Annotated in this window: 13 protein-coding genes (1 of these 13 only partly in view); 12 read left to right on the forward strand and 1 reads right to left on the reverse strand. The window is 65.5% G+C overall.

What is annotated here, in order from left to right; translation table 11 throughout:
- The 5 genes in view from ACEQZY_RS07435 to ACEQZY_RS07455 are tightly spaced (at most 30 nt apart) and all read left to right on the forward strand, a layout consistent with a single transcriptional unit that may run on beyond the window.
- Window positions 1-80, forward strand: partial view of a cation:proton antiporter gene (locus ACEQZY_RS07435; protein ID WP_370153357.1) — the 3' end only. Its footprint begins 1,153 nt before the window's first position; the window shows 80 of its 1,233 coding nt (coding positions 1,154-1,233); the start codon falls outside the window, past its left edge; the stop codon is at window positions 78-80.
- A 30-nt stretch (window positions 81-110) separates the two neighbouring features.
- Entirely contained in the window at window positions 111-650 is a 540-nt protein-coding gene (locus tag ACEQZY_RS07440) for an adenylyl-sulfate kinase (protein WP_370153359.1), read from the forward strand.
- Entirely contained in the window at window positions 640-1,716 is a 1,077-nt protein-coding gene (locus ACEQZY_RS07445) for a sulfate adenylyltransferase (RefSeq protein WP_341704120.1), read from the forward strand. Before ACEQZY_RS07440 ends, ACEQZY_RS07445 begins: the two co-directional genes overlap by 11 nt.
- A gap of 1 nt (window position 1,717) precedes the next feature.
- On the forward strand, window positions 1,718-3,148 hold the full coding sequence (pyk, locus tag ACEQZY_RS07450; protein ID WP_370153360.1) for a pyruvate kinase: 1,431 nt from the start codon (window positions 1,718-1,720) through the stop codon (window positions 3,146-3,148).
- Window positions 3,145-3,996, forward strand: coding sequence for a hypothetical protein (locus ACEQZY_RS07455; protein ID WP_370153362.1), 852 nt, complete (start codon window positions 3,145-3,147; stop codon window positions 3,994-3,996). Before pyk ends, ACEQZY_RS07455 begins: the two co-directional genes overlap by 4 nt.
- A 1-nt stretch (window position 3,997) precedes the next feature.
- Here ACEQZY_RS07455 and ACEQZY_RS07460 read toward each other — a convergent pair whose 3' ends face one another.
- Complete coding sequence (locus ACEQZY_RS07460) at window positions 3,998-4,927, reverse strand: aldo/keto reductase (RefSeq protein ID WP_370153364.1); 930 nt, start codon at window positions 4,925-4,927, stop codon at window positions 3,998-4,000.
- Between the two features lie 149 nt (window positions 4,928-5,076).
- On the opposite strand from ACEQZY_RS07460, the gene ACEQZY_RS07465 reads away from it, so the two are divergent.
- Genes ACEQZY_RS07465 through ACEQZY_RS07495 form a run of 7 tightly spaced genes read left to right on the forward strand, consistent with a single transcriptional unit; the run spans window position 5,077 to window position 11,780 of the window.
- Window positions 5,077-6,087, forward strand: coding sequence for a Gfo/Idh/MocA family oxidoreductase (locus ACEQZY_RS07465; protein ID WP_341704124.1), 1,011 nt, complete (start codon window positions 5,077-5,079; stop codon window positions 6,085-6,087).
- 22 nt (window positions 6,088-6,109) lie between these two features.
- Complete coding sequence (locus ACEQZY_RS07470; RefSeq protein ID WP_341704125.1) at window positions 6,110-7,249, forward strand: DegT/DnrJ/EryC1/StrS aminotransferase family protein; 1,140 nt, start codon at window positions 6,110-6,112, stop codon at window positions 7,247-7,249.
- Between the two features lie 9 nt (window positions 7,250-7,258).
- The gene (locus ACEQZY_RS07475; RefSeq protein WP_341704126.1) at window positions 7,259-8,341 is read left to right on the forward strand and encodes an NAD(P)-dependent oxidoreductase; all 1,083 of its coding nucleotides are present in this window, start codon (window positions 7,259-7,261) and stop codon (window positions 8,339-8,341) included.
- A 3-nt stretch (window positions 8,342-8,344) separates the two neighbouring features.
- A complete protein-coding gene (locus ACEQZY_RS07480) occupies window positions 8,345-9,181 on the forward strand; it encodes a GNAT family N-acetyltransferase (RefSeq protein WP_341704128.1) in 837 nt (278 codons plus the stop codon).
- Complete coding sequence (locus ACEQZY_RS07485; RefSeq protein WP_341704129.1) at window positions 9,178-9,732, forward strand: cytidylyltransferase domain-containing protein; 555 nt, start codon at window positions 9,178-9,180, stop codon at window positions 9,730-9,732. Before ACEQZY_RS07480 ends, ACEQZY_RS07485 begins: the two co-directional genes overlap by 4 nt.
- 3 nt (window positions 9,733-9,735) lie before the next feature.
- Window positions 9,736-10,686: an NAD(P)-dependent oxidoreductase gene (locus ACEQZY_RS07490; RefSeq protein WP_341704130.1), complete on the forward strand. Its 951-nt coding sequence runs from the start codon at window positions 9,736-9,738 to the stop codon at window positions 10,684-10,686.
- An 8-nt stretch (window positions 10,687-10,694) separates the two neighbouring features.
- On the forward strand, window positions 10,695-11,780 hold the full coding sequence (locus ACEQZY_RS07495) for a methyltransferase domain-containing protein (RefSeq protein WP_341704131.1): 1,086 nt from the start codon (window positions 10,695-10,697) through the stop codon (window positions 11,778-11,780).
- Window positions 11,781-11,783 lie beyond the last annotated feature (3 nt).

The raw sequence follows: 11,783 nt of genomic DNA on the forward strand, positions 1-11,783 counted from the left end.
CGGCATCCATCCTGACGTCGCTGGTCACCAGTATGTGGTTCCGCTGGCGCATGCAGCATGATATGTCCCTCGCGGTATAGGCGACGCCGGCAGCGGGCTGGGAGACAGGTATGGTACTTTGGCTGACGGGGCTGTCCGGCGCCGGAAAATCCACGATCGCCCAGGCGGTCCATGCGCTGGCCAAGCCCAGGATGCCGGGCCTCGTGCTGATCGACGGCGACGTCATCCGCGCCCTGTTCGGCGCCGGACTTGGCTACAAGGAAGCCGACCGCTATCAGCAGATCGGCCGGATCCAGCGTCTGGCGGGCATGCTGTCGGGCCAGGATATCCGGGTGATTGTCGCCGCCCTGTACTGCCATCCCGATCTGATGGCCTGGAACCGCGCCAACCTGCCCGGGTATTTCGAGGTCTATGTCGATGCGCCGCTGAATCTGGTCAGGCAGCGCGACGTCAAGGGGCTGTATGCCCGGGCGCTGGCCGGAGAAACATCCGACGTCGTCGGCGTGGACATTCCCTGGCACGCGCCGCAGGCACCCGATCTCATCATCGATACCGCGAACGAAACGCCCGCACAGTCGGCGCGGCGCCTGATGCAGGCCGTGCCCTGGCTCGCGGAACTCGTCAGCACGGGAGGCCGGAATGACGGCTGATCCGGTTCTGACACTGACCCGCGACCAGTATCTTGAACTGGAGAAGATCGGCCTCGGCGCTTTCGCACCGCTGACCGGGTTCATGACCGAAGCCGAATTCCTTTCGGTCGTGGCGACGATGCGGCTACCCGGCGGTGCGGTATTCAGCCTGCCGGTCGTGCTCGATGTCGACGCCGAAACCGCAGCCTGGCTGCAGGCCCTGCCGGTGGTGGATCTGCAGTATGGCGGCGAACGGGTCGGGCGGCTGACGCCGCGCGACTATTTCCGCTGCGACCGCCCTGCCGTGGCGCGACAGGTTTTCGGCACGGATGATCCGGCGCATCCGGGGGTTTCGTATTTCTTCGGCCTGCAGGCGGTCTTCGTCGGCGGGGCGGTGGAATTCACCGGCCGGTCGGCCCGGCGGGAAATACCCGACGAGCTGACGCCCCGGGAAACGCGCGACCTGTTCCAGGCCCGCGGCTGGACCACGGTTGCCGGCTTCCAGACCCGCAACGTTCCGCACCGGGCGCATGAGTATCTGCAGCGGGTCGCCCTCGAACATGTGGACGGGCTGTTTATCCAGCCGCTGGTCGGCCGGAAGCGCGCCGGCGACTATACGCCGGATGCCGTCATGACCGGCTACCGCGCCCTGGTCGGCCAGTTCCTGCCGGCCGACAGGGTGGTTCTCGGCAGCCTGTCGACCCTGATGCGCTATGCCGGTCCCCGCGAAGCCGTGTTCCATGCGATCATCCGCCGCAATTACGGCTGCACGCATTTCATCGTCGGCCGTGACCATGCCGGGGTGGGGTCATGGTACGGTCTGTACGACGCCCACGAGCTGACGCGCCGGTTCGACGGGGATCTGGGGATCGAGATCCTGCGCCTGCACGGGCCGTATTTCTGTCCCGTCTGCGACGGCATGGTGACCGACAAGACCTGTCCGCATGCCGGCGGACCGGAGGTTCGCGAGGTCAGCGGCACTGACATGCGGCGGATATTGTCCGGCGGCGAGAAGCCCGACCCGCGGCTGATGCGCCCGGAGATCGTTGCGGCACTGGCCGGCACTGCATTGTTCATCGAGGATTGACATGACCAGAACCCGCATCGTCTGCACCATCGGCCCGCGCAGCCTCGACGAGGAAATGCTGCGGCAGTTGCGGCAGGCCGGCATGTCGGTGGCGCGCCTGAACGGGTCCCATGCCAATCTGGACTGGCATCGGCGTGCGATTGCGGAGATCCGCCGGATTCTGCCCGATGTTCCGATCCTGCTTGACATTCCGGGCCGGAAGATCCGGACGGTCCAGCTGGCGCACGAGCCGGAATTCGCGGCCGGCGACACCATCATCCTGACAACCGATCAGGCCCATGACGGTCATCGCAAGGTGCCGGTCAACTATCTCGACCTGCATCTCGACCTGAAGGCCGGCAATACGGTGCTCGCCGATGACGGCACGCTGCGTTTCACCGTCACCCTGGTCGAAGGCAGCGACATCCACTGCCGCGCCGAAACCGCGGGCCAGCTGCGCAGCCGGAAGGGAATCAATGTCCCCTTCGTGCGCCTGAACACGCCGCAGGTGACGCCGCGCGATGAGCAGATGATTGCCTTCGCGAAGGAAACGGCGGTCGATTTCATCGGGCTGAGCTTTGTCGAGTCGGCGGCGCATGTCGAGGCCTTTCGCGGATTGATCGGCGCTTCGACGCCGCGCATCATCGCGAAGGTCGAGAACCAGGGCGGGCTCGACAATGTCGCGGAAATCGCCGCCGCCGCGGACGCGATCATGATCGATCGCGGCGACCTCTCCGTCGAGACCAGTCTCCACGATGTCGCGCTGCGGCAGAAGCAGGTCATCGAGGCGGCCAGCCGGCATGGCCGGCCGGTCATCGTGGCAACCGAGATGCTGCATACGATGATCCTGAATCCGTTCCCGACCAAGGCGGAAGTCAGCGACATCACCAACGCGGTGATCGATGGCTGCGCGGCAACGATGCTGTCCGGCGAAACCGCGGTCGGGCAGTTTCCGCTCGAGACGGTCAGCCTGATGCGCAGCGTGGTCGACGCTGCCGAGGATTTCGTCCAGCGCCAGCGCGATGCGCGGCAGGGCGCGGTGGCGGAGAGTGTGCCAGACGCGATCAGCAGTGCCATACCGCATCTTTGCCGGACATTGCCGATCACCAGGATCGTGGCGGTGACCCGGTCCGGCTTTGCGGCGCGCATGATCGCGTCACACCGGCCGCGGCAGCCGATCCTGGCGGTCAGCGATGACGCGGCCGCCGCGCGCAGTTTCAACCTGATTGCGGGGACGACCGGAATTCACAGCGAGACGCCGTTTCCGAAGGCCAGCATCGACCATATCGGGCAGGTGCTGCAGCGGCTGTGGCAGGACGGCTATCTGGCCGATCGCGATGTGGTGCTGGTGACCGGCGTGACCTATCCGCACAAGGGCAGCCGCATGAACACCATTCAGATTCACAATGTGGCGGATCTGGTTGCCGGCCTTCGCTGGACCCGCGATACGTGAGCGGCCCGCGCTACATATTCACCGTTACGCCGGGGCGGAGCGGCCAGGCGACACTGAGCGACCTCGTATCGCGCTGCTGCCCCGGTGTCGCGGCGGCCTTCGAGGAGCCGCAGATCAGAACGGCCCTCCCCGGCGTTGCCGGCGATCTCGTCCGGCGGTTCCGGCGGCGTTTCGTCGAAACCCACGAACTGCTGGGGCGCGGCAGGGTGCTCCGGGGCTTTGCGGCGGGCGATGAAACCCTGCTGGAGCGGTATGGCCGGGCGCGGTTCGACTGGATCGAAGGCTATCGCGGCGCTGCGCCGGTCTATTTCGACATCAGCAAGTATTTCATCCGCGGGCTGCACCGGCCGCTGACGCGGCTGGCCGGCCGGCCGCAGCTGGTTTTCCTGGTCCGCGATCCGGTTGCCAACATGCGCAGCTTCGTCAATCGCCGCAAGAACTTCTTCCTCGACAACAATGCGCCCGCGGATGCCGCCAATGCCTGGCCGGACCCGGAGGCGGCCGGCCGGCCGGAAGAGCTGTATTTCTGGTCCTGGCTTGAGGTCTATCTGCGCGGCCTGCTGCTGGTGGAGGAGTTCGGGCTCGCGCCGCCGCGGATCATCTGGAATACGGATCTCGCCGACCCGGCAGCCATGACGGAACACTTCCGCGGACTGGGACTCGACTGCGATGGCGTCGCAGCCGGACCCGCCCTCAACACCAACGAAAGCCGCGGGCTGGCGCAGACACGGGTGACGCCGGCCGACACGGCCGCGTTCGCGCGCTGGCGCAGCCGGGTGCCGGATGCCGTGTGGAACCGGCTGACATTCATGCGGGATTACGACCCGCGCGACGCCCGCGCCTCGTGAATCAGCGGCCGCCGGCCGGCTGCGGCCAGATTCGCGGGTCGGCCAGCCAGGGCGGGGCCAGACGCACGATCTCCGCCAGCTGCTCTTTCGCTCTTTCTGTCAGGGGCGGCCAGCCGGCATTGCGCACCGTATCCTTCAGCTGATCCACGGATTCCGCACCGAGCACAAGGGAGGTGATGCCGGGCGTGTCGCGAACGAAGCTCTGCGCCAGTCCGGCAGGCGGCAGGCCCAGGCTGTCGGTCAGGGCCCGAAAAGCGGCCAGCGCCGGCCGGGCGGCGGCGAGGCGGTCGGGAATGCCGCCCGGCTCGCTGACCAGCAGTCCCTGCAGGTAGACACTGCGGGCGAAGACGGCGATGCCCTGCCGGCGGCATTCCTCAAGCAGGCCGGCATCGCGAAAGCGCGTGTCGAACACGTTCATCGTCAGCTGGACGGCATCGGGCCGCCATGCCTGCAGCGCCGCCTGCAGATGGGCAGGCTCGTAAACCGACAGGCCCGCCGCGCGGATCAGGCCCTCCTGCTTCAGCCGGTCGAGGGCCGTGCCGGTGCCGGGCTGCAGGGCGTCTTCGGAGCGGAGCAGCAGGGCATCCACCGCCTGCAGGCCGAGCGCCTCCAGCGACCGGGCCAGGCAGCGGCGCAGCCAGGCTTCGACCGTCTCTCCGGCCGGGAACCGCCCGGTTTTTGTCACGATCAGCGGCCGTTGCCCCGGCGGATGTCCCCGCCGGCTCAGCCAGGCGCCGATCCGGGCCTCGGCATCGCCGTAGTCCCGCGCGGTATCAAGCACCCGGATGCCGGCGGCAGCACTGGCATCCAGAATGGCATCGGCGGTCAGCGAATCGGGCTGCCCCAGCCGGTTGACGACGCCATAGGCAAGGCCGAGCTGGGCTGTCCCGAGAGCGAGGCTGCCGGAGTTTCCAAATATCTGTTCTGGCAAGAAAATCCTCTTTCGGCGGGCCGTGTTCACGTCGTGAACTAAGGCTTGACTATGCCACATGTCCCGGGCATTTTCTCACTGAAATCCAGGCGAGCCCAGCCTCACCCGGCCTGCGGTAGCATGGCAGAAACACAATCCAAGATATATTAATGCCGCTCAAAACTATCCGTGCGGGTGTCGTCGGCCTCGGGGTCGGCGAGGCGCATTTGCGGTCCTACCAGTCGATCCCCGGCTGCGAGGTGACCGCGATCTGCGATATCGATGCGGCCCGGCTGGCGGAAATCGGCGATCGCTACGGCGTCGCCAACCGGTCGACCGACTACCGCGCGGTGACGGAAAATCCGGCGATCGACGTGGTGTCGATCTGCTCCTACGACGATGCCCATGCGCAACAGCTGATCTCCGCCCTCGACCACGGCAAGCACGTGATGGTGGAGAAGCCGTTTGTACTGCACCGGCGCGAGGCCGAGGCGGTTCTCACCGCCCTGCGACGGGCGGGGACCTTCATCACGTCCAATCTGATCCTGCGTCACAGCCCGCGCTTCAAGGCGGTCAAGCAGATGATCGAGCAGGGCGAGTTCGGCGACATCTTCCATATCGAGGGTGATTATCTTCACCAGATTCTCTGGAAGATCACCGAAGGCTGGCGCGGCCGCATGGATTTCTACTGCACGGTCTATGGCGGCGGCATCCATCTGCTGGACCTGATGCGCTGGCTGATGGGGCAGGAAGTGACCGAAGTCTGCGCCATGGGCACGGATGTCCTGACCAGGAACAGCAGCTATGGCCGGCCGGATACGATCACGGCCCTGCTGAAGTGGGACGGCGGCGCCACGGGAAAAAGCACCACCACGCTTGGCCCGCAGCGGACGAAGTTCCATTCCCTGAATGTCTTCGGCACGCGCAAGACCTTCGTGAACGATATTCCGGACGCGCGGATCTATACCGGGGACAACCCGGATGCCGATGTGCATCCGATGACGGTGCCTTATCCGGCTTTCGAGAAGGGTGACCTGCTGCCGGATTTCATCGACTGCATCCGCCGGGGCGAACAGCCGCTGGTGAATGAAACCGACATCTTCCGTGTCATGGATGTCTGTTTCGCAATCTGGGAAGCGGTCGAGCAGCGGCGCACCATCACCGTCGACTATCTGATTTAACCAGCCATCCGGGGCAGCTAACGTGAAGCGAGAGATTCCATTCGGGCGTCCTATCCTCGGCGATGAGGAAAAACAGGCCATGCTTGCCGTCCTGTCGGGCTCGATCCTGACGCATGGGCCGCAATGCGCGGCTTTCGAGGCGCGGTTCGCCCAGGAGGTCGGGGTCAGGCATGCGGTCACCATGTCGAACTGCACCACGGCCCTGCACCTGGCCATAGAAGCGCACGATATCGGGCCGGGCGACGAGGTGATCGTTCCGGCGATGACCCATGTCGCCACGGCGCATGCGGTGGAACATGCCGGGGCGCGGCCGGTCTTCGCCGATATCGATCCGGCGACCGGCAATGTCGCGGCGGCCCGGATCGCGGCCGCGGTGACGCCGCGGACCAAGGCAATCATGGTGGTGCATTATCTCGGCCTGCCCTGCGACATGGATGCGATCGCATCCGTCGCCGGCGGCCTGCCGGTGATCGAGGACTGCGCCACGGCGCTGGGGGCCAGCTACAAGGGGCGCAAGCCGGGCGGTCTGGCCGCGGCCGGCTGCTTCTCCTTCTACCCCGCCAAGCATATCACCACCCTGGAAGGCGGCATGCTGACCACGGACGACGACCGCATCGCCGAGCGCGTCCGGAAACAGCGCGCTTTCGGCTATGACAAGAATCTCGGGGAGCGCAGCATCCCCGGTGTCTACGACATCGCGATGCTGGGCTGGAACTACCGGATGTCGGAAGGTCATGCCGCGGTCGGGCTGTGCCAGATGGACCGGCTGGCCGGCTTCATGGAGCGGCGCCGCGCGAATGCCGACACGCTGATATCCTACCTGTCCCGCGCATCCGGCACCTATGTCTTCCCGCTGCGGCATGGCGAGAGTGAATCCGGGCGCTACTGCGTGAACGTGACGCTGCCCCGCGAAGGCGGGCCGGACCGGGCGGAGCTGATCCGGCGGCTGAATGCCGACGGCGTGGGAACCAGCGTGCATTACCCCGTGGCGCTGCCGCTGTCGAAGTACTACCGGGAGAAATACGGCGCCCGGCCCGGCGACTTCCCGGAGGCGGAATGGGTGGCGTCGCGCACGATTTCCCTGCCCTGCGGGCCACATCTCGACGAGAGCGACATGGCCTACATCGGCGAGTGTTTTCTCGGCCATTACTCCAAATTGTGAGGAACTGACGTGAATACCGAAAGCGGCGTGGCCAACATCCCCTACGATACCATCGACCTGACCGGCGAGCGCATCATGCTGGTGGGCGGAGCCGGGTTCATCGGGCACCATCTTGCGCTGGAACTGCGACGCAAGGGTGCCGAGATCGTGGTGCTCGACAATCTGCAGATCAACAATGTCGTGAAGATCCTGACCGACGCCAGTCTCGATCCGGTGCGTCGCCAGCTCTACCTGAATTTCCTCACCAGCCGGTTCGAGATGATGCGGGAGGCGGGCATCCATATCGAGACGGTCGATGCGCGCATGTTCCCGGAATTCGCCCGGGCCTTCAACACCTTCCTCCCCACCAAGGCGGTCCACCTGGCGGCGATTTCCAGCGCCGTGGTGGCCAACCAGGTGCCGGGTCTGGCCTACGACCTGCAGATCACATCGCTGCGGCACCTGCTCGACCTCTGCCAGCTGAAGGAATCGGTCTGCCGCCAGGTGCAGTTCCTGTCCTCCTCGACGGTCTATGGCGATTTCGAGGGCAGCTCGGTTGACGAAACCGTCCGGCCGCAGCCCAAGGGCGTCTATGCCAATGGCAAGTACATGGGCGAGCGCATGATGCGCGAGGCGAAGCGGCTGTTCGGCCTCGACTACACCATCATCCGGCCCAGCGCGCTGTACGGCATCCGCTGCATTTCCGGGCGCGTCAGCCAGAAGTTTGTCGAGAACGCTATGACCGGCAAGCCGCTCCTGCTGGAGGGTGGCGGCAGCGGCATGCTCGACTTCACCCATATCGACGATCTCATCGAGGGCATGGTGCGGTCGCTCGGCGTGTCCGGCGGCCTGTCGCGGACCTTCAACATCACATTCGGCAACGCGCGGACGATTGCCGAGCTTGCCGCAATCGTCAAGGACGTGGTGCCGGAGGTGAAGTTCGAGGAGCGGCCTGCGGCGGCGGAAAAGCCGAAGCGCGGCACGCTGCATATCCATCGCGCCAAGGAGTATCTCGGCTTCGTGCCCAGCCGGCCGCTGGAAACCGGGTATCGCGAATACTGCCAGTGGTATGTGAACGAGTGGCGGCGGGCCGCGGCCATGGTTGGAAAGTAATGCATGCTCCTGGACGCGACTCCGGCCGATCGGCGTCGCCTGGCGGCTGAAGCCGCGGCAATCCCCGAAAACCAGCCGTTGCTGGTTGCAGCCGGCTTCGCGGGCTGGGTGTCGTGGGGCGAGCAGCCTTTCGAGTCGGAGCATCTGCGACGGCGGTGCTGCCGCATTGTCGCCGTCGGCAGTGCCGGCGCAAACTCCGACCTGGCCGACCTGCTGCGGGCGGCCTTCGCAACGCTGCGCGAGCGCGGATATGACTTCGTCTCCTTCCGGTCTCCCGGTGGTGACCGGAGCCTGCTGCAGGCGGCGCGCGATGCCGGGGCTGAGGAGGTCGAGCGGCTGGTGACCTTCGAACGCCCTCTGCCGGAGCGTGCCGGAAGCCTGCCCGACGGTGTGAGCCTGGCGGAACCGGGCGATGCCGAGGGCTGCGCGGAGGTGGGGCGTCGTGCTTTCCGTTACGACCGCTTCCATCGCGATGCACGCATCGACAGCAGGGCGGCCGACCAACTGAAGGCGGCCTGGATGCGGAACAGCTGCCGGGGCCGGGCGGATGCGGTTCTGGTGGCACGCGATGCCGGCGCCGTCGTGGCGGCCAATGCCTGTCTTTGCCGGGGGGATGCGGCCGTCATTGATCTCATCGGCGTGCTGCCCGAATGGCAGGGGCGGGGTCTGGGACGGACCCTTGTCGATGCGGCGGTTGCCCATTACGGCGGGGCCGCGCGCTGTCTGCGGGTGGGCACCCAGGATGCCAACAAGGCGTCCGTCGCATTGTACCAGGCGGCCGGCTTCCGGCCTGTCGACGAGCAGGCCACGTTTCACGTGCATCTGAGGGAAATGGAATGATCGTGATTGTTATCCCGGCCAAGGGTGGCTCCACCCGTCTGCCGAACAAGAACATGGCCCTGCTCAACGGCCGGCCGATGATCGACTACAGCATCGACGATGCCCAGGCGTCCCGGCGCGCTGCGGCGGTCTATGTCTCAACCGATTCGGATGCCATCGCCGCGCATGCCGCGAAGCGGGGGGTGGGGGTTATTCGCCGTCCTGAATCGCTGGGTGGCGACGTCCCCATTCTCGATGTCTACCGCCATGCGCTGGCCAATATGCCCGACGGCGACAAGGTTGCGGTCCTGGTCGGGCTGCAGCCCGACCATCCTGACCGCACGGTTACGGTCGATGAGACGATCGACCGGCTGGAGAAGGATGGTGCCGACCGCATCATGAGCAAGGAACCGGATGGGACCAAGAGTGGCGCCCATTACGTGCTGAGCCGGGCCTTTGTCGATACCGGCGAGAGCCGCAAGGACGTGGTCATTGTCGACGACTGCACCAACATTCATTTCCAGGCCGACCTCGACCGGGCGGCCCAGCGGCTCGCCGCCAGGAAGCGCTGACAGGTGAGCTGGCGCATTCTCAATACCCTCGACCTGTCGGGCGCGCCGGAAGCCGTGGCGGCCCTGCAGGCGGTGGGGCAGCTGGAAAGCCTGCCGGCTGACCGTGCGGTTGTCCTGCCGGCGCTGCGAGAGATCGATGCCTATCTGGCCTCGGCCAGTGTTCGCATCGATGCGGAATTCCTCGACAATGCGCCGAAGCTGAGGGTGATCGGCAGCCCGTCCACAGGGACCGACCATATGGATGTGGCCGAGATCAGGCGGCGCGGAATCACCTGCTTTGACATTGCCAGGGAATTCGACCTGATCAACGGCTTTACCGCCACCAGCGAACTGGCATTCACCCTGCTGCTGGCTCTGAACCGGCGGCTGGTTCCTGCCCAGGAGCAGGCCAAGAAGGGTATCTGGGCCCGCGAGCGGTTCACCGGCTTCCAGCTGCGCGGCAAGACTCTCGGCATTCTCGGCCTCGGCCGTCTGGGCCGGATCAGTGCCAGGATCGGCCAGGGTTTCGGCATGGATGTCATTGCCCATGACACGGCTGACGTGTCGGCCGCCGGCGTCGAGATGGTCGGTTTCGAGGACCTGCTGCGCCGCTGCGATGTTCTGACCATCCACATTCATCTCCGCCCGGAAACCGATGGCCTGATCGGCCACGCGGCCTTTGCGATGATGAAGCCATCGGCCATCCTGCTGAATACCAGCCGCGGGCGCATCGTCGACGAGGCCGCGCTGCTGGATGCGCTGCGGCAGAAGCGGATCGCAGCTGCTGGTCTGGATGTGGTCGATGGCGAATGGCTGGATGCCGAGGAACTGTTCAATCATCCTCTGATCGCCTACAGCCGCGACCATGACAATCTGCTGATTGTGCCGCATATCGGTGGTGCGACCACCGAGTCCATATACGGCGCACGCGTGTTCATGGCACGCAAACTCGCTGACCATCTCAACAAACTGTAGAGGATATTATGGCCCTGCCCACTCCGGTTCCGGCGGACCCGAAGCTCAGTCCCATCGCCAAGGCGGCCGCCGACCGTTATCTGGCTGCCGCCCGCGGCCTGCAGGACCGTTCGGCCTGGCCGGTCCTGATGTTCACGACCCTGAACGTTTTCCTCTGGCACCTGGAGGGCTTCTCCGGCGACAGCGACCCGGTGCCTGAATTTGCACGTGTCTTCAACGATGCCGCAGCCATGCTGGAATCCACCAACGGCGCCAGCTTCCTCGCGCGGCATTTTCCGTTCGGCGAAGGCGGCGCGGTCGACGAAAGTGCTTTCGAGACCCAGGTCTCCGGCCTGTTCAGCGACGTGTGGGTCGGCATGGCGGACGACATCTATTTCGACCAGTCCTACAATTTCACCAGGGAGCGGTTCGAGAAGAGCGGCCACGATCCGGAGAAGGTGTTCGGCGGCAAGCTCTGCGTCGATGCCGGCTGCGGTTCCGGCAAGTTCTCGGCGACGCTGGCACGCCTCGGGGCGGCCAAGGTGATCGGCCTGGATATCGGAGAGAAGGGGCTTGAATTCGCCCGCAAGCAGGCGGCGAAGGTTCCTTACGGCAACCGTCTCGACTATCGCCACGCCTCGCTGCTCGACATTCCGCTCGAGGATGGGTCGGTGGACGTCGTGTGGTCCAACGGGGTGATCCACCACACCCTGAACTATGAGCGCTGCCTTGAGGAATTCGCGCGCATCCTCAAGCCGGGCGGCACTCTGTTCCTCTATGTCAACGGCCGCTTCGGCCTGTTCGAGCTGATGCAGGATACGCTGCGCATGGCCATGGAGCGGGTGCCGCGCAGCCTGTACCAGTATTTCCTGCAGCTTCTGGGGATCAATTCCGGCCGCATCTACTGGATCATGGATTGCTGTTATGCGCCTTACGAGTGGAAAAGCCGCGCCGATGTCGAGGCGCTGATGAAAAAGTACGGCTTCTCGAACATTGTCCAGCTGACCCGCGGCGTGCCGATCGACCAGATCGAGCAGATCTCCACCGGCCTGCCTTACGCCGATGTCAAATACGGCGAAGGGCAGCTCAAATTCCTGGCCACCAAAGCCGGATAAGCG

Origin of the sequence: Ferrovibrio sp., assembly GCF_964218355.1 — a bacterium.
Lineage (GTDB): Bacteria > Pseudomonadota > Alphaproteobacteria > Ferrovibrionales > Ferrovibrionaceae > Ferrovibrio.

Bases quoted from the DNA above. Each gene is read 5' to 3' on its own strand.
- ACEQZY_RS07440 (WP_370153359.1), top strand. From the start codon at position 111: ATGGTACTTTGGCTGACGGGGCTGTCCGGCGCCGGAAAATCCACGATC.
- ACEQZY_RS07485 (WP_341704129.1), top strand. From the start codon at position 9,178: ATGATCGTGATTGTTATCCCGGCCAAGGGTGGCTCCACCCGTCTGCCG.
- ACEQZY_RS07465 (WP_341704124.1), top strand. From the start codon at position 5,077: ATGCCGCTCAAAACTATCCGTGCGGGTGTCGTCGGCCTCGGGGTCGGC.
- ACEQZY_RS07495 (WP_341704131.1), top strand. From the start codon at position 10,695: ATGGCCCTGCCCACTCCGGTTCCGGCGGACCCGAAGCTCAGTCCCATC.
- ACEQZY_RS07480 (WP_341704128.1), top strand. From the start codon at position 8,345: ATGCTCCTGGACGCGACTCCGGCCGATCGGCGTCGCCTGGCGGCTGAA.
- ACEQZY_RS07445 (WP_341704120.1), top strand. From the start codon at position 640: ATGACGGCTGATCCGGTTCTGACACTGACCCGCGACCAGTATCTTGAA.
- pyk (WP_370153360.1), top strand. From the start codon at position 1,718: ATGACCAGAACCCGCATCGTCTGCACCATCGGCCCGCGCAGCCTCGAC.